This window comes from Streptomyces sp. KM273126 (assembly GCF_004337435.2).
Taxonomy (GTDB): Bacteria; Actinomycetota; Actinomycetes; order Streptomycetales; family Streptomycetaceae; genus Streptomyces; species Streptomyces acidicola.
On the sequence record NZ_SJXB02000001.1, the window covers coordinates 3824038 to 3848239 of the forward strand.

Annotated in this window: 17 protein-coding genes; 13 read left to right on the forward strand and 4 right to left on the reverse strand. The window is 70.9% G+C overall.

The genetic code is table 11. The features are described 5' to 3' along the window. The first annotated feature begins 302 nt into the window (after nt 1–302). Together argG and E0500_RS16575 are read left to right on the forward strand one after the other, a co-directional pair. Nucleotides 303–1748, forward strand: coding sequence for an argininosuccinate synthase (gene argG, locus E0500_RS16570; protein WP_131558970.1), 1446 nt, complete (start codon nt 303–305; stop codon nt 1746–1748). Between the two features lie 198 nt (nt 1749–1946). Further along, a complete protein-coding gene (locus tag E0500_RS16575) occupies nt 1947–2300 on the forward strand; it encodes a hypothetical protein (RefSeq protein ID WP_131558972.1) in 354 nt (117 codons plus the stop codon). A gap of 277 nt (nt 2301–2577) precedes the next feature. On the opposite strand, the gene E0500_RS16580 is transcribed toward E0500_RS16575, so the two are convergent. Beyond that, nucleotides 2578–3375 (reverse strand): VOC family protein, encoded by a 798-nt coding sequence (locus E0500_RS16580; RefSeq protein ID WP_131559070.1) that lies wholly within the window; start codon nt 3373–3375, stop codon nt 2578–2580. 367 nt (nt 3376–3742) lie between these two features. Here E0500_RS16580 and E0500_RS16585 point away from each other — a divergent pair, with 367 nt between their 5' ends. The 5 genes from E0500_RS16585 to E0500_RS16600 all read left to right on the forward strand — a co-directional run bounded on the left by E0500_RS16585 (nt 3743) and on the right by E0500_RS16600 (nt 9357). Beyond that, on the forward strand, nt 3743–4702 hold the full coding sequence (locus tag E0500_RS16585; protein WP_131558974.1) for a polyphosphate kinase 2 family protein: 960 nt from the start codon (nt 3743–3745) through the stop codon (nt 4700–4702). A 22-nt stretch (nt 4703–4724) separates the two neighbouring features. After that, nucleotides 4725–5135: a cation-transporting P-type ATPase gene (locus E0500_RS16590; RefSeq protein ID WP_131558975.1), complete on the forward strand. Its 411-nt coding sequence runs from the start codon at nt 4725–4727 to the stop codon at nt 5133–5135. A 17-nt stretch (nt 5136–5152) separates the two neighbouring features. Then, nucleotides 5153–5788: a DNA/RNA helicase domain-containing protein gene (locus E0500_RS43870; RefSeq protein ID WP_258572804.1), complete on the forward strand. Its 636-nt coding sequence runs from the start codon at nt 5153–5155 to the stop codon at nt 5786–5788. Next, the gene (locus tag E0500_RS16595; protein WP_309505227.1) at nt 5785–7896 is read left to right on the forward strand and encodes a tetratricopeptide repeat protein; all 2112 of its coding nucleotides are present in this window, start codon (nt 5785–5787) and stop codon (nt 7894–7896) included. The genes E0500_RS43870 and E0500_RS16595 overlap by 4 nt, the downstream gene beginning before the upstream one ends. Before the next feature lie 393 nt (nt 7897–8289). Further along, a complete protein-coding gene (locus E0500_RS16600) occupies nt 8290–9357 on the forward strand; it encodes a tellurite resistance/C4-dicarboxylate transporter family protein (protein WP_309505079.1) in 1068 nt (355 codons plus the stop codon). A gap of 90 nt (nt 9358–9447) precedes the next feature. Here E0500_RS16600 and E0500_RS16605 read toward each other — a convergent pair whose 3' ends face one another. Next, entirely contained in the window at nt 9448–9852 is a 405-nt protein-coding gene (locus E0500_RS16605) for a MerR family transcriptional regulator (RefSeq protein ID WP_131558979.1), read from the reverse strand. Between the two features lie 139 nt (nt 9853–9991). Here E0500_RS16605 and E0500_RS16610 point away from each other — a divergent pair, with 139 nt between their 5' ends. Both E0500_RS16610 and E0500_RS16615 read left to right on the forward strand, forming a co-directional pair. Next, entirely contained in the window at nt 9992–10705 is a 714-nt protein-coding gene (locus E0500_RS16610; protein WP_131558981.1) for an SDR family oxidoreductase, read from the forward strand. A 229-nt stretch (nt 10706–10934) separates the two neighbouring features. Beyond that, on the forward strand, nt 10935–12368 hold the full coding sequence (locus E0500_RS16615) for a DUF234 domain-containing protein (protein ID WP_131558983.1): 1434 nt from the start codon (nt 10935–10937) through the stop codon (nt 12366–12368). Between the two features lie 1045 nt (nt 12369–13413). Here the strand turns inward: E0500_RS16615 and E0500_RS45410 are convergent. Both E0500_RS45410 and E0500_RS45415 read right to left on the reverse strand, forming a co-directional pair. After that, nucleotides 13414–13698, reverse strand: a complete 285-nt coding sequence (locus tag E0500_RS45410) for a hypothetical protein (protein WP_131558985.1) — start codon at nt 13696–13698, stop codon at nt 13414–13416. Beyond that, nucleotides 13695–14243: a 3'-5' exonuclease gene (locus tag E0500_RS45415; protein ID WP_399120212.1), complete on the reverse strand. Its 549-nt coding sequence runs from the start codon at nt 14241–14243 to the stop codon at nt 13695–13697. Before E0500_RS45415 ends, E0500_RS45410 begins: the two co-directional genes overlap by 4 nt. A gap of 391 nt (nt 14244–14634) precedes the next feature. Here E0500_RS45415 and E0500_RS16630 point away from each other — a divergent pair, with 391 nt between their 5' ends. The 4 genes from E0500_RS16630 (at nt 14635) to E0500_RS16645 (ending at nt 24123) form a co-directional block, all read left to right on the forward strand. Continuing rightward, nucleotides 14635–15210 carry a hypothetical protein gene (locus E0500_RS16630; protein WP_131558987.1) on the forward strand — a complete coding sequence of 192 codons (576 nt, stop codon included), beginning with the start codon at nt 14635–14637 and terminating at the stop codon, nt 15208–15210. A gap of 94 nt (nt 15211–15304) precedes the next feature. After that, complete coding sequence (locus E0500_RS16635; RefSeq protein ID WP_131558989.1) at nt 15305–19123, forward strand: ATP-dependent RecD-like DNA helicase; 3819 nt, start codon at nt 15305–15307, stop codon at nt 19121–19123. Between the two features lie 124 nt (nt 19124–19247). Further along, nucleotides 19248–22388: a GTPase domain-containing protein gene (locus E0500_RS16640; RefSeq protein WP_131558991.1), complete on the forward strand. Its 3141-nt coding sequence runs from the start codon at nt 19248–19250 to the stop codon at nt 22386–22388. After that, nucleotides 22378–24123 carry a GTPase gene (locus tag E0500_RS16645; protein WP_165934853.1) on the forward strand — a complete coding sequence of 582 codons (1746 nt, stop codon included), beginning with the start codon at nt 22378–22380 and terminating at the stop codon, nt 24121–24123. Before E0500_RS16640 ends, E0500_RS16645 begins: the two co-directional genes overlap by 11 nt. The last annotated feature ends 79 nt before the right edge of the window (nt 24124–24202 follow it).

Sequence of the window (24202 nt, forward strand, 5' to 3'; positions counted from 1 at the left end):
GCGGCGGGCGTTGGAAGGCTTGGTGTTGTGCGCGCTCATGTTCTTTCAGAGTGTGATGAGGAAGTGATCGGATCAGACCGAACCGATCACGAAACGATAACGGATCAACGGTGGAGGTGTGGCGCGGTTTCGTCGTGGATCTGTTGGCACCCTTGGTGCGCGCGTGGCCCGTAGTGCCGCGTCGGCCGATGCCGGAGTCCAGAGCCCAGAGTCCAGAGCCCTGAGCCCAGGGCCCTGGATCCGGGTGCAGAGCCAGGAACTCGGGCTTTGCATGATCATGCGAAAGCATGCATACTCTTCCCATGTCCAAGGTCCTCACCTCCCTTCCCACCGGCGAGCGCGTCGGCATCGCCTTCTCGGGCGGCCTCGACACCTCGGTCGCGGTCGCGTGGATGCGCGACAAGGGCGCCGTCCCGTGCACCTACACCGCCGACATCGGCCAGTACGACGAGCCCGACATCGCCTCGGTGCCCGGCCGCGCGAAGACCTACGGCGCCGAGATCGCGCGCCTGGTCGACTGTCGCGCGGCGCTGGTCGAGGAGGGGCTGGCCGCGCTCACCTGCGGGGCGTTCCACATCCGCTCGGGCGGGCGTGCCTACTTCAACACCACGCCGCTGGGCCGCGCCGTCACCGGCACGCTCCTGGTCAGGGCGATGCTTGAGGACGACGTGCAGATCTGGGGCGACGGCTCGACCTTCAAGGGCAACGACATCGAGCGGTTCTACCGGTACGGCCTGCTCGCCAACCCCCACCTGCGGATCTACAAGCCCTGGCTGGACGCGGACTTCGTGACCGAGCTGGGCGGCCGCAAGGAAATGTCGGAGTGGCTGCTCGCCCACGACCTGCCCTACCGGGACAGCACGGAGAAGGCGTACTCCACCGACGCCAACATCTGGGGCGCCACGCACGAGGCCAAGACCCTGGAGCACCTGGACACCGGCGTGGAGACCGTGGAGCCCATCATGGGCGTGCGGTTCTGGGACCCCGAGGTCGAGATCCTCACCGAGGACGTGACGATCGGCTTCGACCAGGGCCGCCCGGTGAAGATCAACGGCAAGGAGTTCGTCTCCCCGGTCGACCTGGTCATGGAGGCCAACGCCATCGGCGGCCGCCACGGCCTCGGCATGTCGGACCAGATCGAGAACCGGATCATCGAGGCCAAGAGCCGCGGCATCTACGAGGCCCCCGGCATGGCCCTGCTGCACGCGGCGTACGAGCGCCTGGTCAACGCGATCCACAACGAGGACACCCTCGCCCAGTACCACACCGAGGGGCGGCGCCTCGGCCGGCTGATGTACGAGGGTCGCTGGCTCGACCCGCAGTCGCTGATGATCCGCGAGTCGCTGCAGCGCTGGGTCGGCTCGGCGGTCACCGGCGAGGTCACGCTGCGGCTGCGGCGCGGTGAGGACTACTCGATCCTCGACACCACGGGCCCGGCGTTCAGCTACCACCCGGACAAGCTGTCCATGGAGCGCACCGAGGACTCGGCGTTCGGCCCGGTGGACCGGATCGGCCAGCTCACCATGCGCAACCTCGACATCGCCGACTCGCGCGCCAAGCTGGAGCAGTACGCCGGGCTCGGCCTGATCGGTACCGGGAGCCCCGCCATCGGCGCCGCCCAGGCGGCCGCGACCGGCCTGATCGGCACCCTCCCGGAGGGCGGCGCCGAGGCCATCGCCTCCCGCGGCGAGGTCTCCGGTGACGACGAACTCCTCGACCGCGCCGCGATGGAACTCGGCACGGACTGACATACCCGCAATATGCCCTCCCGCGTAAACATTTTGGTAAGTGCCAGAATAGGAAACCATATTTGGGCCATAACGGACGGGGTGTAACACGGTCGCGCACGCGTGACGCTGAGGCAGAAAGAAGTGGGTTGCTCGCGGGGCTGAAATCTCGGCACCGGGCGACCTTTCGACACAACAGCGCCTCGGATTGGATTTCTTGTGAGCAACATCGACCCGGCTCCTGGATACCAGACGTACGACCACTCCTCCACGCCCGATCGGTCCATGCGCAATCAGGTCGCCGCACGGCGGACAGCTCTCGCGATCTGCACGATCGCCGACGTCGCGGCCGGCTTGCTGGGTCTGTGGATCGTGCTCTACCTGCTTGACGCGAACCAGGCGAATGCATTCGTCGATTTCGTGCACGGAACGGCGGACTGGCTGTCCGGGTGGGCACGGGACATCTTCACGATGGACACAGAAGGTCTACGCGTTGCCCTTAATTATGGTCTTCCGGCCGGTGTGTATTTGCTGATCGGTCACGGGATCGCCGCTCGGCTCAACCGGGTCTGACGGCATAACAGGAGCGAGCTCGCGGAAACGATCTCAGGCATGCACGCTGAAAGCGATCACCTGCCGATCTATGAAGACCTGGTACGCGAACGTGGAGACGTCGTAGCGGAAGCCCGGGTCGCGGCAGAACACACCCAGCACCAGGCGGCGGAACTGCTGACAGGACAGGACGTCGGCCGACCGGACTGGCCGACGCGATAACAGCCACGACTCGAGGGCGGGCAGAGGATCTGGCCCATTGGCACTTGGAGCCCGAGAACCGCCTCCGCGTCGGGGTTCAGCTCTCGGCCGAGGTGAGCACCACGAAGTCCGCGTTCGACGGGTCGAGGCAGACGGCGAGCCGGCCGACGCCCTCCGCGTCCACGGGCCCCATCTGCACGCTGCCGCCGTTCTCGGTGACCTTGGCGACCGTGGCGTCGCAGTCGGTGACGGCGAAGACCGGGTGCCAGTAAGGCCGCCCGTTCGCCAGGGCGAGGTGCTCCTTGGGGAGCTCCATGAGGCCGCCGTGCATGCGCTCCGGGGGAAGCCCGGCGGGGGTGATGAGGGAGTACGTGCCCCCGCCACCGGGCAGCTCCGTATCGCTGAACTGCCAGCCGAAGATACCGCCGTAGAACTCCTTCGCGGCCGCTGCGTCGGTGGTGTACAACTCGGTCCAGCACAGCGAGCCGGGCTTGTCCACCAGCTCGACACCCTTGTCCGTGCCCGGCTGCCAGACGGCGAACTGACCTTGAAGCGGGTCGCTGTACTGCGCCATCCGGCCCCAGTCGCCGAGGTCCGCCGGGGCCACCCGTACGGTGCCGCCGGCGCGCTCCACGGCCTGGGTCGTGGCGTCCGCGTCGGTGACGCTGTAGTAGATCATCCAAGCCGGACGGGCGCCTTCCTCGGTGAGTTTGCCGAGCCCGGCGACGATCTTGCCGTCCTTCCGGAACATGCCGCCCTCCATGTCCTCTCCCTCACCCATGGATTCGTAGTCCCACCCGAGCACGGCGCTGTAGAAGGCCGCCGCGGCGCGGACGTCGGGAGCGCCGAGGTCGAGCCAACAGGGGGAGCCGGGGACGAAGTCCGTGGTGATCATGCTGATCATGTCCTTCCGTGGATCCTCTGTGTGCCATCACGTGTGTGCCCAGCGTGGCACCCGCCACTGACAACCGCCCGCCGACCGCTCTCCGCGGGCGACCTGGCTGCGCCGACCGCTCTCCGCGGGCGACCTGGCTGCGCCGACCGCTCTCCGCGGGCGACCTGGCTGCGCCGACCGCTCTCCGCGGGCGACGCGGCCCCGCGGCCCGCTGTGGCGGGGCGGCGTTCCCGGGGTGATCCTTGAGGAGGAGCCTGGCGGCTCCCGGTCGAACACCGCGAACACCGCGCCCACAAACACCGGACACGACGTGCGCCGGAGGCCACAGGCCCGGGAAAGGGTCGGGAGCAGGAAGGGCGGGCGTGAGATGGCGGACCCGAGGGCCCAGCGGATCGCAAGCCTGATCGAGCCGCTGCGGGTGACACCCGGATCGCGGGTGGACCTGAGCGGGGACTTCGCCCCGCGCTACAAGGGCGGCCTGAAGAAGAGCCGCGGAGTCGATCTGCTGGGCACGGGCGTGGAGTTGCTCGCCGAGTACCAGGAACGGCTCGCGGCCCAGGACACCTACGGCGTCCTGCTCTGTCTTCAGGGACTCGACGCCGGGGGCAAGGACGGCACGATCCGGCACGTCATGAGCGGGGTGAATCCGCAGGGCGTGAAGGTGAGCAGCTTCAAGGTGCCCTCCGCCGAGGAACTGGACCACGACTACCTGTGGCGCTATGCCGCCCGGCTGCCCTCGCGCGGTGAGATCGCCATCTTCAACCGCTCCCACTACGAGGAGGTCCTGGTCGTACGCGTCCACCCGGAGAACCTCGAACGACAGAAACTGCCGGAGCACTCACGCGGCCCCGACATCTGGGACCGCCGGTACCGGGAGATCAACGACTGGGAGCGCTATCTCACGGACAACGGGTTCAAGGTGGTGAAGGTCTTCCTGAACCTCTCCAAGGAGGAGCAGCGCGTGCGCTTCATGAAGCGCATCGACCGGCCGGAGAAGAACTGGAAGTTCTCCGCCGCCGACGCCCGCGAGCGCCGGTACTGGGACGACTACCAGCGCGCGTTCTCCGAGATGCTCTCGGCGACCAGTACGGCCTGGGCACCCTGGTACGTCGTGCCCGCCGACCGGAAATGGTTCGCTCGCATCTGTACCGCCGCCGTGCTGGCACACGTGCTGATGGACATCGACCCCCAGTACCCGACGGTGAGCAAGGAGGCCCGCAAGGCCCTCCAGGCGACACGGCGCGACCTGGAGGCCGAGGCCCCCAAGGGCGCCGCCGCCGACCCCTATGCGGCCGCGCATCCACACGTGGGGAAGCGCGGCAGGTAGGCGCGCATCCGCGGGTCCGGCCATGACGGCAGAGTGGAATCACGAGGCGGAACGGTCCCTCGGCCCCGGCGCCTGGTACGCACGCTCCCCGGAGCAGGTCGCGACCGCTCCCGGGGTCGACCCGGCGGCCGGCCTCTCCGCGGTCCTGGCCGCGGAACTGCTGGCCGGGAAAGGGCCGAACGCCCTGCCGGAGGAGAAACCGGAGCCGGCATGGCGGTGGTTCCTGCGCCAGTACCGCAGCTACATGCAGATCGTCCTGGTCGCGGCCGTGGTGGTGTCGCTGCTGATCGCCCAGGGGGGTACGGCTGTTGTGCTCATCGTGCTGACGCTGCTGAACGCGGTCGTGGGCGCACACCCCCGAGCGCGGAGGCCGGGTGAAGCCCGCTGTCCGCAGGCCGCGTGGTCGTGGCATCATCGGCTCACGCCACGCTGACTTCACGGGGGAATTCCATGGCGGAGCAGGTCAGTTCACGTCGCGCGCCGTACTGGGTCGCCGGTGCCGGCGCCGTCAGCGGCACGGTGGCCGCGCTGAGCATGACCGGTGACATCATTTTCAACGTCTTCAACGGCCCGACGGCCATCGCCGTGTGCGGCGGGGTGGCCGTACTGGTAGGCGGCCTCGCCTGGTACCTCATGGTGCGCACCCAGCAACAGACGGTCGCACCCGCAGCCGCAGCCGCACCCGCAGCCGCAGCCGCAGCTCCGCGGAGCGTGCCGCGGCACGATCTGCCGGGCGCCGAGCCCTGGGTGGGGCGAGAGGTCCTGCTCGACGGGTTACTCGCCCTGCTCCGGGACGTTCCGGCACCGACAGGCGGGGCACTGGCCGTCCGTCCCATGGACAGCCAGTCGAAGATCTTCGTCGTCCACGGGGCACCGGGGACGGGAAAGACCACGCTCGCCCTCAACGCGGCGCACCGGGTGGGGACGAATACCCCGACGGCCAGTTGTACCTCGAACTGCGGGGCGACGGCGACGAGCCCCGGACCAGCGCCGATGCCCTGGAGCGGCTCCTGCTGCGACTCGATGTCGCACGCGAGGACATCCCGGCCGACGTCGAGGACCGAGCCGCGCTGCTGCGCACCGTGACCAACGACCGGCGGCTGCTGTTCGTGCTCGACAACGCGCACAGCACCGAACAGGTACGGCCGCTGCTCCCGGTGGGTTCGGGGTGCGCGGTGCTGATCACCAGCCGCAAGGCGCTCTCCGCCGGAGACGTCACGCGCCCCCCTGTGCAGGTCTTCCTTCCGGACGAGAACGAGGCGCTGGACGTCCTCGCGCACTACGCCGGCCAGGACCGTATCGCCGCCGACCCGGCCGTCGCCTTGCAGATCACCCGGTTCTGCGGCCGGCTTCCCCTGGCGCTGCGCATCGTCGGCTCCAAGCTGAAGCACCGGCCGGACCTGAGCCTGGCGCGGATGCAGGCACGCCTGGAGGACGAGCGGCATCGGCTGCGAGAACTCGTCCACGACGACAAGAGCCTGGAGGCCTGCCTGGGCTTCACCCACCGGGAGTTGGAGGAGTCCACCCGTACGGCCTTCGGACTGATCGCGACGCTGCCGGTCGGACGGCTCACGGACTGGCACTTCGCATCCGTCGTGGGAGCCCGGCGAGCAGGGGTCGCGGCCTGCGACGAGCTGATCGAGGTCAGCCTGATGGAGGCCCAGGACGACGACGGAGCGGACACCCGCTACCACGTCCACGACCTGATCCGCGTCTACGCGGCCGAGCAGTACGCGCACCTGCCGCCCGACGAGCAGCAGCGGTGGGAAGCCCGTCTGGTGCGGGCCTTCCGGAACGCCGTCGTCCATCTGGCCGCACAGCGTGCCCCGGAACTCGCGGCGGAGGTGTCCCCGGATCAGGTCGACGACCTGGACCGGTTGTCGGCCGCCGCCTGGGTCTCGGACGAGCAGGAGCGGCTCCAGTGGGCCATCGCCCGGGGCCGGAGCCTCGGCATGGACACGGAGGCGGCCGAGATCGGCGAGGCCCTTTCCTACTTCCTCGACGACATCACCCTCCCGGCCGGCGCCGCGGACTGGCTGTTCAGCACGCCGTCCGGGGCAAGGCCGCGGGTACGGGGCAGCCTGCGCCGCGCCCGCGCGGCGGCGGCGCTGGCCGAGGGCGCGCCGGACAGGGCACTGACGCTGCTGGCAACAGGCGAATCAGACGCCCCGGAGACGACGGTGACGGACCCGGTCGACCGGGCGAGGGACGAGATGGTCGTCGCCCGCGCTCACGCCGCGAAGAACGACTTCCGGGAGGCCCTGCGCCACATGACCGCGGCGATGGACCGACTGCGGACCGGCCAGGACTCCTGGCACGTCCTCAACTCCCTCGAAAAACTGGGCGAGTTCCAGAGATGGCGGGGCAAGCCGGAGCTCGCCGAACAGAGCCAGCGGGAGGCGCTGCGGCTGGCCGAGCACGCCGGTGACCTCCGAGCACGGGCCCGGCTTCAGCGGACCTTGGCCGAAACCCTCGGCTACCTGCGCCGACCCGAGGAGGCGGCGCCGCTGCTGGAATCGGCCGTCCACGACTTCCGGGTACTGAACGACCGCAGATGGGAAGGCGCCTGCTTCTACGCCCTCGGCAAGATCTACCGTCTCCTCGGCCGCCGTGACGACGCTCTCGACTGCTACCGGCGGGCGGAGGAGATCTTCGGACCGATGGGTGAGCGCCACTGGGTCGGGCGGGTCACCAACGCGAAGATCCGTGTCCTGGCCGGCATGGGCAACCTGGACGAGGCCGCCGCCACGGCGAGTACGGCGCTCGGTATCTTCCAGCAGCTCGGCGACGAGATGTGGTCCGCCCACACCCAGCGGGACGTGGGCTGGCTGCACCTGAAGGCGGGCAGGCCCGCCGAAGCCCTCGAACCGCTGACCCACGCCGTCGACGTGACCGGCCGCGCGGGAGACGCCTACGCCGGCGCCATGGCCCACCACTTGCGCGGAGTCGCCCACCGCGACCTCGGCCACTACCCGGAGGCGTACGCAGACTTCGAAGCGGCCCTCACCGTCTACCGGTCGGGTGACTACGAGTGGAACGAGGCGGCCGTGGTCCACGACCTCGTCCGCACCCTACGGTCCGACGGCCGCACCGAGGAGGCCGAGACCCTGAACACGGCCACCGCGGCGGCCAACCCGGCCTTCGTCCGCATGCACGGCCGGAACGGCGCGGAGGCCGTCCCGGACGAGGACTGATGGCGACGCCTCGCCGAGGACTGATGGCGACGCCCCGCCGAGGGCGAGCCGACCGTGAGACCAAGTGTGACGTGTCGGACGTACCGAGCGGTCGCGGGAGGCTCCCGACAGGTGCTTGAGCGGCTCACGTGACCGTCCACCGATAAAATGGGCGAAAATCGGACACCCTCGGACGCGCCTGCTACGCGGCGGACCGCACAGCCCTCAGCGGGCTCCGAGGTGACCGACGGATCTGGAAGGTGCCGCAATGGCGAAACAGATCACGTACCGGCGAGTCCACGAGGAGACCTCGCCTAAGGACCCATGGTGGGCCTGGCGCGCTGGTCGATGACGACGTCCGGCGTGTGTGACCTGCCGTCCCGGTGAAGCCCGGTGAAGGCGGAGGTGAAGGCTGTGACGAATGCCGCGGTGCCCGCCGGGCCACCCAGCACGCGGCGTGCGGTGGTCGGCGTGGCGGAGGACCTCAATCCGGGGGCGTTCGCGTTCGTCATGGCTACGGCCGCGGTGTCCACCCTGCTGGCCGAAGGCGGTGCGACGGCCGGCTCGGCGATCCTGCTGTGGATCGCGATCGTGGGATACGTGGTGTTGTGGGTGGGCTACCTGTGGCGCCTGGCGTACCGGTGGCAGCGTTTCCGCGCCGAACTCGCAGGTCCGCGCGGCTTCGCCTTCCTCACCGTCGTCGCCGCGTCCGAGGTGCTGGCCGCCCGGCTGGCCCTCGACCAGCACTACGGCGCCGCCATCACGCTGGCCGTCATTGGCGCGGCCGGGTGGCTGGTGCTCGGTTACGGTGTGCCGCTCTTCTTGATCTGCTCCGGTCACACACTGTCACTGCGTGCGGCCAACGGTACGTGGTTGATCTGGGCGCTGGCCACGCAGTCCCTCGCGGTCGCCACCGCAGACCTCGCCCAGCACACCGGAAGCCGGGCCCTGGGCGACCTGGCCTCGGCCTGCTGGGCCATCGGACTGCTGCAGTTCCTGCTGGTGGCCGCGCTGGTACTGGGCCGGCTCCTGCTGGAACCCGTCGAGCCGGCGGATATGACCCCGCCCTACTGGGTGTTCATGGGTGCCCCCGCGATCAGCGTGCTGGCCGGCGTGCGGCTCCTTCAGCTCCCGTACGGAGGCGCGCTTGTGCCCGGGACGTTCGTGGCGGGTGCGTCCGTAGTGCTGTGGATGTTCTCCACCTGGCTGATCCCGCTCCTGCTCGCGCTGGGTGTGTGGCGGCACGTGTTGCGCCGCGTTCCGCTGCGGTACGAGACGAGCTTGTGGAGCCTGGTCTTCCCCGTGGCCATGTACGGGGTGGCGTCCCGGGCACTGGGAGAGGCAGCAGGGTGGGGCTGGATGACCTCGGTCGGCGCCGACGAGGCGTGGGCGGCGCTGGTGGTGTGGGCGGCGGCCTTCCTCGGGATGCTCGCCGCACCGATCACCGCGAAGCGGCGCTCCGGGCAGCCGGGAGCGACGTGACGGCGTGGAGCGAGATCACGCAGCGACCACTGCAAGGAGGCCGGACCTCCTGCTCCGGTAAAGCCACGTCCCCCGCCAGACAGCACCCACTCACGCCGGTGCAACGTCTCCGCCAGCCGACTGCGCGTCGAGCGATGCAGGGCAGTGCCTCTTCCCTGGATGCGCGGCGAGCTCAATCAACAGATCCAGCTTCCGCCCCGCCTCCTCAAGCTCGGCAGCACTCGCGGTGATGCGAGCACGTTCGGCGCGCAAGCGCTCGATCATCTCGGGCCCCGCCTGCTTGGCGTCGATGCAGGGCAGGAAGGACGCGATCATGCGGCTGCCGAGCCCGGCGGCGTAGAGCTGCTGGATGAGCCGCACCCGGTCGACCGCTGACTCCGGGTAGTGCCGCTGGCCACTCGGCGTGCGCTCGGAGCTGAGGATGCCCTGCTCCTCGTAGTAGCGGAGGGCGCGCGTGCTCACCTTGGCCCTGCTGGCCAGTTCACCGATTCGCATGGTGTGCCTACTCCACTTTCGTCCCGATCACCGGCGGCCGTCGGCGCACACGATTTGCCTCTGACGTCAACGTCAAGTTCTACCGTAGCCAACGAAGGGCGGTTGTGACCGCTTATGTAATGAATCAAGAGGAATCACCATGGATGTAACTGGCTCGATCGCACTCGTCACCGGAGCGAACCGCGGCATAGGCCGTCGCTTCGTCGACGAACTGCTCGCACGCGGCGCCGCCAAGGTCTACGCCACGGCCCGCCGCCCCGAGCTGATAGAGGTCTCCGACCCGCGGGTCGAGGTGCTGCGCCTGGACCTCCTCGACGCGCAGTCGGTAACGGACGCGGCTGCCGCAGCCCCCGATGTCACCCTGCTCGTCAACAACGCCGGTATCGCCACGCGCGCGAACCTCCTGACCGGCGATCTCGACACGATCCGCCTGGAGTTGGACACCCACTTCTTCGGAACCCTCGGCGTGATCCGCGCGTTCGCACCGGTTCTCGCGTCGAACGGCGGGGGAGGGATCGTGAACATCCTCTCGGTCCTGTCCTGGTTCGCCTCCGACGAAGCGGGTGCCTACTCCGTGGCCAAGGCCGCCGAGTGGAACATGACGAACGGCCTCCGCCTCGAACTCGCCGACCAGAAGACCCTGGTGCAGGGCGTGCACCTCGGAGCAGCCGACACCGACATCATGGCCGGCCACGACGTCCCGAAGATCGACCCGGCGGACGTCGCCCGAGCCAGCCTCGACGGCGTGGAGTCCGGCGCGATCGAGGTACTGGTCGACGACGCGAGCCGCTACGTGAAGGCTTCGCTCGCGGCGGACCCCGCGGAGTTCTACGCCCAGTCAACGGGGAAGTGACCTGCCTTCCGCGGGCCGCCGAGAGGCAACGAGAGAGGGCGGGGCCGGGTGAGCCGCTGGGCGAGGGCGGGCAGCTGAGGCCATCTGCCCCAGCCCGAAATGGTGTGGCGCGTGGCGCGCCCGTCCATGCTTCCAACGGGTCCACGCCGGCACAGGAAGCGAGCTAACATCTAAGTAAGATTCAATCTACGTAATATCGAAACTGCGTTTTGGCCGAGAGGAGCCGCCTGTGGAATTCAAAGGGAGGGCGGCTGACCTGGATCTGCTGGCTCGACAGCTGGGCCTGGTGATCGAGGGCGCGGGCGCCACCCGTGGGCGGGCCGTGATCATGACCGGGCGGCGCCGGGTGGGGAAGTCTCGCCTGGTCCAGGAGTTCTGTGACCGGTCCCGGGTTCCGTACGTGGTCTTCCAGGCGACCCGGGGCCGCAACGCCGTGGCCGAGCGGGCGGACTTCACCGGGGCGCTCGCCCAGTCCGCCCTGCCAGGGGCGGAGCTGGTGGCCGGGCTGCAGGCCGCGGACTGGAATCAGGCGCTGCGCTCACTGGCCGTCGCGGTTCCGGACGACGCCCCGAGCATCGCGGTGATCGACGAGGTGCCGTGGCTGGTTGAGCAGGACGCGGAGTTCGAGGGGGCTCTGCAGACCGTCTGGGACCGTCACCTGTCCGCCAAGCCGGTCCTGCTCATCCTGGTCGGCAGCGACATGTCGGTGATGGACGCGTTGCAGTCGTATGGCCGCCCGTTCTTCGGGCGGGCGGCGAAGATGACCGTACGGCCGCTGCACCTGGGCGATGTGCAGGCCATGACCGGGCTGGATGCGGCGGACGCGGTGGACGCGCTGCTGATCACGGGAGGCTTTCCGGAAATCGTTCAGTCGTGGCGGCCAAGGGTGGGCCGGGCGGACTTCCTGCGCGAGGCGGTGGCGAATCCGCTGTCTCCGCTGCTGGTGGCGGGCGAGCTGTCGCTGCTGGGGGAGTTCCCCGAGGCGTCGCACTCGCGGGCGGTGCTGGAGGCGGTGGGCAGCGGCGAGCGGACCTTCTCCACCATCGCGGCACAGGCCGGGGGAACAGGTGCCCTGCCATCGGGCACGCTGTCCCCGCTGCTGAACACCCTGCAGGCCAAGCGGGTTCTGGCGGCCGACCTGCCGCTCTCCGCGAAGGCCGACACCAAGAACAAGCGCTACCGCATCGCGGATCCGTATCTCCGGTTCTGGCTGGCCTTCCTGCAGCGGGGTATCCCGCTCATCGAGCGCGGCCGGGGCGATCTTGCCCTGGAGCGGATCGAGCGGTCCTGGACCACCTGGCGGGGGCGTGCGGTCGAGCCGCTCGTCCGCGAGTCGCTGCTGCGGCTGCTGCCCGACGAGCGATGGCCGGAGACAGAGGCTGTCGGCGGCTGGTGGAACCGGCAGAACAACCCCGAGATCGACCTGGTCGGCACCGACCGTGAACCCGTGGCGGGCGCGGTGCACTTTGTCGGCTCCATCAAGTGGCTGGAGTCCCAGCCGTTCGGCCGGCGCGAATACGACGCCCTGGCTCGGGACCTGGTCGCGGTGCCCGGTGCCGGGCGGGACACCCCGCTGGTCGCCGTGTCCCGCAGCGGTGTCGTCGGCAGCCTGCCGCTTGCGGCCCACTGGGGGCCTGAAGACCTGGTCCGCGCCTGGCAGTAGCGGAGAGACGGTGAGGCATGGGGTACGTGGCTCAGGATGCCCAGTACGGCAGGCCTCCACCCAGGCCCACCCCTCAGGCGCGGGTTCGGGCAGCGGTAGGTCGAGGAGGCCGATCGCCTGACGGTGTCGACCGCGTCCGGACAGCCTCCAACGACCGCGCAGCCGTGGGCCGGGACACCTTCCAGTCCGCCGCCACCAGGTCGTTCGTACAGTGGCGCGCTCCACCTGGCGACCCCGATGCCCGCGGCAACAGCCCGACCGACGTCGCCGAATGCGCTGGCAACAGCGTCGAAGTCCTGCTGAGCCGCTACGCCAAGTGTAGTCGGGCCGGGGGCGTGAGCCCTTGTTCCGTTGAGAGACGCTCAGGGGCCAGCCAGCTCGCAGCACCGTGTTCGTGTCCACGACCGACACGATGTGGTCGGGGTAGCGCTGCTGCACGATGTGTTCCGCCATGGCGAGCCCGAAGCCGACGGCCAGCTCTCGGGCCTGCATGCCCTTGTACCAGCTCTCGGAAGAGCGGCCCTTGTCGGTGAGATCCATGGAACCGGCGCGGTTGCCGTCCAGTGCCTCGCAGAACTTCAGGCTGAGCCAGTGTTCCGCCAATCCGCGCCCCATTCCCTGGCCGGCCAGCACGTAGCCGCGTGCGACGGCGTGCAGGACCTGCCACGGCGCCAGGTCGATGGACCGGCCGTGCTCGGCCAGCGGGACCGGCCGCAGGTCGGGCTTCCTGCGTGCTGCTTCCTGGCCCTTTTCTCGGCGCTTCTTGTCGATGGTTGCCGCGGCGGAGTCCACGTGCGCTGCCAGTTCTGTCGTCGAGTGGACGTGAACGTTTGTCGAGGGGCTGAGTGCGTTCAGGATCTGTCGCGCGGTTCTCGCCATGCATGCCCCACGGTCCGCGTGCTCTGGCTGGCCGGGAACGGTAGTTCGGGACATTGGGGCGCGTGCAAGTGCGCATGGTGCGCCAAGGACTACAACTGGCCACACCGGGACCGAGTATGACCAGTGGCGATAGAAGCCGAACCGGACATCCGACAATCCGCGCTCGTCAACCGGGCGCCGCGCTAGTGCCCTCCTGCGGGGAGATGTTGGAGTGGATGCGCCGGGCAGTCATGCTCCCGCCGATCAGAAGGAGGCGGGTATGGACCCGAACGAGCACCACGGCGCCGCACCGGAGTCCGAGCAGCCTGCGGACCGATCCCCGGCGCAGCCGCATGGTGATGGGCGGACGGACGGCGGCGGCAGCGCGCTCGCGGGCTTGGCGGGCGAGTTCGGTGCGGAGCTGGTGCGGGCCATTCGCGTGGGCCTGGCCGAGGGGAGCAGCTCCGGTCACGGGGCGCGGGGGCCGTCGCAGCTGAGCTGGTATGCCTTCGCGGCCGAGTACGCGCGGGCGCACTGGCCCGGGCGGGCGGCGAAGACGCGGGACGAGGTCAGCGAGGCGCTGACTACCGTCACGGTGGCGATGCTGTGGGACCTTCCAGGCCGGCCGAACGGCAAGCTGCTGCGCCGTGCCCTGCGGCACTGGGCGTTCGTCGTGCCCGGGCCGGGGCAGGGGGAGATGCCGACGGAGGACCGGCTGGTGCTGCAGTGGGTGGCGAAGGCGTCCCGGCCCACCAGTTCGTCGCGGGCCCGCGTGGCCGCCACGAAGGGCAGCGAACGGGACCGCTGTTCTTCCTGCCGGTAGCGTTCCACTTGTTCGTGCCGGTAGGTTTCGAGCCACTGATGCGGAATTAGGCCCTCGCTCACCTCGGCGAGGAAAACCCGTTGGAACTCCAGACCCTTGAAGCCGTGCAGCGTGCCGAAGCGTACGGCGTCAACCCCTGCCGGGATGTCCCGGCCGATCTCGCAGGCGTGGATGCCGTACCGCTCATCTGCCAGGGTGACGGCCAACTGCCTGGCGGCGTCCCGCGACGGGATACCGACCGGCATCGCCGCGTAGGGCGTTCCGTAACGGTCATGGCGAGTCGCCGTACCTTCGTCCCCGCACCGTACGGCCGGCCCCGCGCCGCACCTCGTCGAGCCGCACACGTCGACGGCACACCACCCTGACCGTGTCACGCTTCGTCGACGGGATCATCACTTCCCCCGCCAACTCCGTGCATCAGGTGCTATATCCGATGCAGGATGAACGGATGTGGTCACCGGTCACTCCGTCCCGAAGGCGGGGGCCCAGGGCATTGCGCATCACAGACTCCGAGCGTCACATCCCTTGAACGTCCTCAGGTCCGCGATGTCCCCAGGTCCTCGGTTCCGCACAGGAGAAGGCACTTTGACCGCACTCGGCTCCACCCTCACCCTGAAACACGCCCGCGACTACGTCCCCAAGCAGGGCACCACGACCTCCGGTGCCCAGGACACGGGGTTCGCCACCGAATGGCACCTGGAGGCCACCGGCCGTCCGCGGCTGACGATCCACGACACGCGGTGGGACGGCGGCGAACGGGATGTGGTCCTGCAACAGGGCGCACTGTTACCGGAGATGCCGGCCGGACTGGCCAACCTGCATGGCCGGCACCGGGCCGGGATCACCGAGGTGTCCGAGGAGCGCCGACGGATCACGGCCTTCCTCTCCCTGCCCCAGCCGGACGGACGGCCGAAGCAGAAGCGGGCCCTGACCACGGCGCAGTTGGCACAGGGCTGTGGGGCGCCGCTCCTGTGCCGGCTGGTGGCCCGCCCCGGCGTGTCACTCAGCCCGTCCTTCGATCCTGCTGACCCGCAGGACACCGAGCGCTTCCAGCACGCGATCGTGTTCGAGGACGAGGACCGGGAGACACCCGTCGTCGCCTACGTGCTCACCCGCCTCATGCCGACGCTGAGGCAGACCGGCTGGACGGGCGACACGTGACGGCGCCTCGGACCGGCGGCGGCCACCCGGCACGACCGCACGCGGAGAACTCCGCGACCCGAAACCGTACGAACCCGGCCGACAGGACATCAGCATGAGCGGCGTGAAGCATCTGTCGATGAGGATCCCGTGGCGGGACCGCCCCTGGGACCAGTTCCTCTGCGACGACCCGAAGGGCAACTCGTCGTGCACCCTGCTCGCGGCGATCGGCAAGGGCCGCGACGACGAGTTCGAGGCGGAACACGCGGGCGCCCCCGTCGGCAGCCTGGACCCTGACAGGCTCCCCTGCCTGAGCGAGCGGGCCACCTTCATGTCGCCCGTCGGATACACCGTCGTCAAGGAGCACCCCTACAGCCACAACCAGGCGCTGCGCGGCAGTCTGCTCCCCACGTCCCTCAGCGTTCCCGGGTACGCGTTCGAGGCCATCCCCTTCCGCTGGCTGAACCGGGCCTCCCTGAACGACGAGATCGGTCACTCAAGGGTGCCCGCCTTCGAACAGCTCGCCGAGGACCGCACCGACCGCGTCCTGAACTCCCGTGCCGCCTGGGTGATGGACGGCGGCAACCAACAGGCGGTCATCGATGCCTTCTTCGAGCCGGTCGCGCCACGTGACAGCCTGGTGTTCGTCTACCTCAAGCACTCCCCGCTCCAGGAGCAGCGCACCGACCGCCTCCTGGTGGGCGCCGCACACGTCACGGGCCTGACCCGGCCGCCGATGTGGAACCAGGCCGGGAAACCGCCGTTCGACTCCTCCATGTGGGAGACGATCGTGCAGCACTCCCTGCGCCCCGGCATGACCGAGGGCGCGCTGCTGCCCTACCAGGAGCTCGTGCCGCTCCTGGACGGGGGCACCGACATCGACAGGGCACTGGCCTGGGCGCCCGAGGGCCGTGACGTCGAGTTCTCCTACGTCACGGAACACCTCTCCGACGACGCTGCCATCGAGTCCCTGGCCTCACTGATGTCGGCCGCCGAGGGCATGCGTGAACTGGGCCTCGACGTCCCCGAGTCCGCCACGACCTGGCTGACCGAGCAGACCGAACGGCTCTGGCAGCTGCGCGGTCCGGTCCCCGGCCTGCCCGGCGTCCTCGCCCTCATCGGGGTCCAGCAGCCCCACGTGGCCGCGCGAGCGGTGCTCACGGAGGCCGGTGAGGCCACCGACCCGTGGGACCTGCTGCACGGCGTCTTCGCCGATCCCGCGCGCGCCCCGCGGGCCCTGCGGGCTCATGTCGGCCCCATCCAGGCACGGGTCTGGAACAGGATCCCGGCCGAGCGCCGGGCGGTTCTGCGCCTGCTGTCCGGGTTCGACATCGGCCCGGACCAGGTGCGCATGCTGCTCGACGGCGACACCGAGGTCGAGATGACCGCCGAGGAACTCCTGGAGAACCCGTACTACGCCGCGACCTGCACGTACGGCCAACCCCTCCACGTCCCGTTCACCGCCGTCGACCGCGCGGTGTTCCCCCCGGCGCACGTCACCTGGCGACCGCCGGTCCCGGACGAGGTGGGCCTCGGCGACCCCCTGGACCGCCGGCGGGTCGAGGCACTCCTCACCGAGGTGCTGGAGCGGCAGTGCGACCAGGGAGACACCCTGATCCCCGTCGGCGAGGCCCTGGAGTACATCCGGCTCATGACACCCACGGGACTCCCGGCCCTGAACCACGACATCCTCACAGGGCTCGGCCTGGACCACGACGGGGTCGTCGACTGCCCGGACTGGTCGCCGCTGACCACCGTCCGCCTTGCCGACGGCACGCCCGCCTACAAACTCGACAGGCTGGAGGAGACGGCGAACGTCGTCCGGGACTGGGTGGCGGCGCAGCAGGCGCGCCCGCCGCTGGGCGGGATCGGTGACGCCCGCGCCGTACTCGACGCCGTACTCGACCGGGACCAGGACAGTGACCGGGACCGGGACGGCGCCGGGGACGCCGTGCACGCCGCCGAGTTGGAGGAGCGGGCCCGCACGGAGAAGGCCGCGGGGCTCGCCGCCCTGCACGACGCACGCCTGTCCGTCCTGGTCGGACCGGCGGGCACCGGCAAGACGACGCTGCTGCGGGCCCTCGTCGACTACCCCGGCGTGGCCGCGGGGGACGTCCTGCTCCTCGCTCCCACGGGCAAGGCGAAGGTGCAGCTGGAGACCAAGGTCGGGCGCCCGGCGAAGACCCTCGCCTCCCACCTGAGCGCCACCGGCCGCTACGACGCCGAGAGCGGCCGGTACCTGGTGCGGGGCGCCGACCGCCCCCGGCGCGGCTACGGCCTCGTCGTGATCGACGAGGCGTCCATGCTGACGGAGGAGATGCTCGCCGCGACCCTGGACTCGTTCACCGGCGTCAAACGGCTGATCCTGGTGGGCGACCCCCGCCAACTGCCCCCGATCGGAGCCGGACGGCCGTTTGTCGACCTGGTGGACAAACTGCGCCCGGACGACTTCCCGACCGCGGTGCGGGTCGCCGCCGGATACGTCGAGTTGCAGGTGCCCCGGCGCCAGTTGCCGGACGGCAGCCACGGCACCCGCCACGACCTCGAACTCGCCGCCTGGTTCGGCGGGGGCACGCGCGGCGCCGGCGACGAGGCCATCTGGGACGAACTGGCGACCAACCCCGACCTTCCCACGCTCCAGTACGTCCCCTGGGGCGGGCGCACCGCCGTGCAGGCCCTCACCGACGCCCTCGGCCAGGTCCTCGGTCTCGGTGATGCGGAGGATCCCGTGCGGGCGTTCGCCCTCACCTACGGCGGCAGCGTCAACGGCGACTACCTCAACTGGCAGCGCGGCGCCGGTATCCGCGCGGAGGCGTGGCAGATCCTCTCGCCCACCCGGTCCCGTGCCTTCGGGACGGTCGAGCTGAACCGCCACATCAAACGCGTGTACCGGGCCGCCGACACCGAGTGGGCGAAACGGTACCGGGGTGCGAACATCCCCTTCCCGATCGGGCCCGAGGAGATCGTGCGCGGCGACAAGGTCATGCAGACGACCAACAAACGCATGAAGGCGTGGCCGCGCGAGAACGCGATGGACTACGTCGCCAACGGGGAGATCGGTGTCGCCCTCGCCTGGCCCACGCCCTCCGCCAAGCGGAAGAAGCACACCCTGAAGCTCGGTGTGGAGTTCTCCTCCCAGCCCGGCCACGCGTACAGCTACCAGCCGTCTGACAGGGACGATGCCCCACTGGAGCTGGCCTGGGCCGTCACCGTGCACAAGGCGCAGGGCTCCGAGTTCGGCACGACGTTCCTGGTCCTGCCCGCCAGGGCCAACCTGCCCAGGGAACTCCTGTACACGGCGCTGACCCGGCAGAAGGACAGAGTCGTCATCCTCCACGAGGGCACCCTGGCGGACCTGCGCGCCTTCGCCCACCCGAGTAACTCCGAGACCGCCCGCAGGCTGACCGACCTCTTCGAGGCACCACAGCCGTTCGCCCTCGACGTACGGGGGCAGACCCGCCGCTTCGACCGCAAGCTGATGCACGTGTCCGCCGACGGGACGCCGATGGCCTCGAAGAACGAGGTCATCATCGCAGGTCTCCTCGATCGCCTGGCGCCGGGACGATGGCTCTACGAGGAGCCGCTCACGGGCGCCGACGGCCGCGTCGTCCGCCCCGACTTCACCGTCACCGCCGAGGACGGTCGCACGGTTTTCTGGGAACACGCCGGCATGCTCGACCTCCCCGACTACGCGCGCAAGTGGGAGCGCAAGAAGGAGTGGTACGCGAGGAACGGCATCGAGCCATGGCACAAGGGCGGCGGTCCCAACGGCACCCTGATGTGGACCGACGACCTCGACGGCGCGGATGCCCGGGCCTGGCTCGCGCTCGCCTCCCAGGTCCTGGACGCGGAGCCGACGGACTCCGGGTCCGCGACCGGGACCGGGCCGGCCAGAAGGGCCAAGAAGACCGCCGCCCGGCGGAGGAGGCCGTGACCGCGCCGTCGGCACCCGCCCGGTGGCGTGCGCGTACGGCTCCCACGAAGGACGAGGGACCGCACGAGGCGCGGGCGAGCGCGGGGAAGCGCGGAAGGGGAACGACGGGACGGTGAACAGCGGCATGCTGAAAGACGACGTGCCGAACGACGGTGCGGCGAACGGCAGGACAGTGCACGACGGAACGGGTCTCAGAGCCGGGACGCTGGCCCTCCTGCTCGAACCGCTGGGGGTGGACGCCGTGGCGGGCCCGGCCGCACTCCAGCGCTTCGCCGAGGACGTGGCCGCGGTTGCCCAGGCGTGGGGGTGCCCAGATCTGCCGGCGTCCGGGAGCACTCTCCCACCGGTGTCCGACGCGGTGGCGACCTGCGCCGAGGCACACGAACTGATCCGCCTGACGACGGCCCGGGGACGGATCCCGGCGCCGGACGGCGACGGACACCTCGGGGAGCTGAGACGGCTCGACGGACTGCGGAGCCGTCTGCCGGCCCTGGAGGGCGTGCCGGTGGAGGCACTCCGGGCGGACGTCGCGGCACTGGCGGTCGCGGAACGGGAGCTGCCCGGAGCACTGGAGCCGTGCCGTCGCGCGGAGCGGGAGTGGCCAGCGGAGGTCTGGCCCTCGATCCGTGAGATCGACGTCGAGTCCGCGACGGCCGAGCTGAGCCTGCCACGGGGCAGCCGACGGGCGGCCAGGGCACGCGAGTTGGTGCTGGGGCACGGTGCCGCCACACTCCGGGAGCTGCGCAACCGGGAACTGGTGCCACTCCTGGAGAAGGTGCGCGACCTGGTCGTGGCGGAGGAGGCGTACGAGACGCTCCTGTCGGGACGGCCGCGGTGGTGGCGCTGGCTCGCGCCGGACGCGCGCACCGGATTCGACACGGAGCGGTGTGACGCCCTGCGCTGGGCCATCGAGGCCCGGGACACCGGCGCCGTCTCCGCGAGCGCCCTGGACATGCTCGCGGACGCCGACGTGCGGGCGGTGCTCGGGCGCGGGCCAGCCGCGGCGTCGGTGAGCCGGGCCGCCGATCCGACCGCCCCTGCCCCGGGTTCGACCGCGCCTGCCCCGGGTTCGGCCGCGCCCGGCCCGGGGTGGGCCGCGCCCGGCGCGGGGTGGGCGGCGCCCGGCTCGGGGTGGGCGGCGCCCGGCTCGGCTTCGGCCGCGCGGATCACGGAAGGGCTCCTGGCATCCGCCTCCCGGACCGGCATCGACGAGCTGCGCGCCTTCGAGTCCTGGTACACGAGGAACCTCGCGTCCTTCGACCGCGTCGCCGCGGCCATGGACCTGTGGCGGACCGAACCGGCTCTCCGCGAGGCCCTCGCGCCCCTGGTCGCCCGGCTCGCGTCGTCGTCCGGGGCGGTGGACCCGAGCCGGCCTGCCTACCGCGACATCCAGGCTGCCCTGCGGGCCGGGGCAGGGGCCGAGGCCGGGGGTGCTTCGCCGCCGACGCCGTACTCACCGCACGCCGTCGAGAGCGGGAGACTCGTGGAGGTGATGCGCCGCGTCGGAGCACTCGAACGCGCACTGCGCGACGCCGTACGGGTCATGCCCGCCGCCGGAGGCAGGCTGCGGGTCGCCGTCGCCGGACGGACCAAGTCCGGGAAGACCACGCTCCGCAAGGCCCTGATCCGCGACACGGACCGGGACGGCATCGGGCGAGGAGCACACCGCACCACGCGGGAGACCGCCGCGTTCCGGGTCGGTTGCGTCACGTACCTCGACACGCCCGGTGTCGCGGCCAAGGACGACGACCACGACGCCACGCGCGCCCGGGCCGCCTGCGACGACGCCGACGCGGTCATATGGAACTACGCCGACACTCTGCGCGACGAGGAGTCCGCCGAACTCCTGCGGCTGCTCCGCTCGGGGAAACCGCTGCTCGTCGTCGTCAACGTGAAGAGCCGGGTCGTCGAACCGCACCGCCTGAGGCGTTTCGCCGACGACCCGGCCAGGGAGTTCGAGCAGGTCGCGGGGCACACCGCCCGGATCGAGCAGGTCTGCCGTGCCGCCGGGTCCGCCCCGCCCGCCGCTCTCCCGGTCCACTCCGGCGCCGCGCACGAAGCGCTGTCCACGCCGGACCGTGAGTTGGGCGACCGGGCCCTTCGGGCCAGCCGGCTGCCCGAGCTGGAGCAGTCCCTCACCCGGCTGCTGGCCGAGCGGGCGCTTCCGCTGCGCGCCGTCCGGCTGGCCGACGCGGTCCGGGCACCGGTCGCCGCTCTCCACGACCGGCTCGCCCGTGAACTCCGGGGGATCGGTCTCGCGCTCGACGCGCTCGAACGCTCGACGGACGACGACCGGACCGCGGTGTTCACGGTCTTCCGGGCGGCGGGCTGGGACACGCGCGACCGGCTCGAAGCCGCGCGGCACCGAGCCAGGGAGCGGTTGCCGGACGTGGTCGGGGGCCTGGGCGGCGCGGACGCCGCGCGCACGTGGAGCGACTTCCTCACCGGCCTGGAACTGGAGGAACTCCTCTCCGGCCTCGCCGACGCGTGTGAGCGGGAGGCGCTGAAACGGGGCGTCCTCCTGCGCACGGCGGCGGACGTCCCGGATCACGCAGACGCCGCGCGACCGCGGGTACGGCCGCGTCCCGACCTCAAGACGCAGGCCGCGACTCTCGGCACGGCGGCTGCCAAGGGGGCGGCGACGGCCCTCCTGGGGTCCGTGGTCACCAAGGGAGTCCCCAAGTCCGCCCTTCCCCCTCCCGCGACGGCGGTGGTTCACGCGGCGGGGGCACTGGCCGGAGCGGCGAAGGCGGTGAGCGGCGAGATCCTCCGGGTACGGCGGGCGCAGGACCGGTGGGCGGGCGCGAGCACGACCGAGGCCGCGGCCCGCCTCGACGAGCTGTTCGACGAGCTGACGGCGTGGTCGGATCGGTTCACGGAGGCGGTGACGGACCAGGCCGAGGCCCGGTTCGAAGCGCGGTCCGCGGACATCGCCGCCGCGCGGGAGAGGCGCGAACGGCTCGACCGACTGCGGCCGGCCCTGCGGTCCGCCCTCGACGGGATCGACCTCGTCCTGGCACGCCGGCTCCTCGCCCTCGCGGGCGGTGCCCCGGCGGCCGTCCGCCGGGCACGCCGGACGCCTGGGGCCGAACTCCGGCTCTGGACCGACCCGTCCCGCACCGACGACGTACGGGCGCGCCTGCGTGATTGCTCCGTGGACGTACTCACCGAGCGGATCGAGATCCGCCCGGACTCCATGGACGAGAAGGGCGAGGTGCCACATGGCGACCGGGACGAGAGGGACGAGGGACCGCATGAGGACTGACACGGCACTGGTCGACACCTCCGGGAGCGAGGACCGCCCGAGCGCGCGGGTGCTCGCGCTGTGTGCCCGAGCGGAGGACGTCCTGGACGCCCACCCGCGCACCCGCCCGCTATCCGCGGACCTGCCCCGTGCGGACGCGAGCCCGCTGCGCATCGCCCTGCTGGGCCCGTACAGCGCGGGGAAGTCCACGCTCGTCGCGGCGCTCCTCCGGCTTCCCGCGGCCGATGTCGGCGCACTCGTCGACGCGGCTCCCAAGACGCATGAGGCGACGCCGTACGAGTGGGACGGAGCGACCCTCGTCGACCTGCCCGGGACTCTGTCGGGCGACGAAGAACACTCCGAGGCGGCCCGGCGCGGCGTACGCGGCGCGGACGCGCTCATGATCGTGACGACGAGCGAACTGCCCGGCGAGGCGGAGACCGCGGCGATGCTGGAGGCGCTCGGCCCCGACGGGTTCGCCGACCGGAGTGTCGTCGTCGTCAACAAGATGAACGCGGAGAACAGCGACCGCGACGTCGTCCTCGACGAGATCCGGGCACGGCTCGGGCCCTTCGCCGACCGCGTCCCGATCGTCCCGACCGACGCACGCGACTATGTCGACGCCGTCAACGACCCATCCCTGTCGGCGGCCGACCGTGCGGCACTCGTCACCGAAAGCGGCATCGACGCCCTCGCGGCCGAACTGAGGCGCGTCGTCGCGCCCGGCGTCGGCGGTGTCCGCCCCCGGGCCCAGGCGTTCGAACTCCTCCGTGTGCTGGCGGACGCCGAGCGGCGGTGGGAGCTGGACGGTGAGGATCTCGATGCCGCGCGGACCGCGCGAAAGGCCGGGGAAGCGGTCACCGCCGCCAGAGAGCTCGTGCTGAGCGCCCTGGACAGGGAGAGCGGCGTCGTCGCCGACAGGATCACGGCGGCCGGAGGCAGGGCCGCCGCCGGGGTCTCGGACAAGGACGGCGCCGTCCCCGACCGCGTCGCCCGTGCCGTGCGGGACGAACTGGAGGACACGGGAGGAGATTTCGACGCGAGGTTCTCCTCGTCGGTGCGGACGGCGTTCGACGCGCTGGTCGCCGAGTACGGAACCCATGTGCCGGAGCCGGATCTCTGGGCGAACGACCTCGAAGCTCTCGGGACGACGCCCGTCGCGGCGCCGAAGGAAGCGTCCCCGCTGGCTCAGGGGGTCAAGGAGGCGGCCAGGAAGGGCGCGAAGGCGGGCGCCGCGAAGGCGGGGGAGTGGCTCGGCAAGGTCAAGGACGGCGGCCACGGGCCGGGAAGCGCGGCCGCCGCCGTCGTGGACAAGCTCAGCAAGCATGGGGTGGGACGGAAGATCCTCGACGCCGGTGGCAAAGTCACCGACGGGGCGGGGAAGTTCAAGCCGTGGGGCAAGACCAAGGCGGCCGGAAGGGTGGCGGGTGCGGCGGGCAAGGTGCAGTGGGCGCTGGCGGTCATGGGGCCGCTGACGGACCTGGCGGGCATCGCGCAGGAGCAGGGCGAGTGGATGGCGGTCAACAAGCGGCGGCAGGAGATCAGGGACCACTTCGCCGAGCAGGCACGCACACAGCGGGAGGCCCTCACCGACGCCGGCACGCGGTACCTGAGCGCGTGGATCGCCCTGGTGGAGCAGTCGCTCGGCGGTCTCACGGAGCGGGGTGCGAGGATCAACGCCGAGCGTGAGGCGGCGCTGACGGCAATCGAGGACCTCCGCGGCGAGGCGGCGCGGATTGTCGGCCCGGCCCTGTGACCGACGGACGGACCAGCGGGCCGAAGGATTGGAGGGTCGGAGAGCAGGCAGACCGGCGTGCCGCGGGACGGCGAGTAGG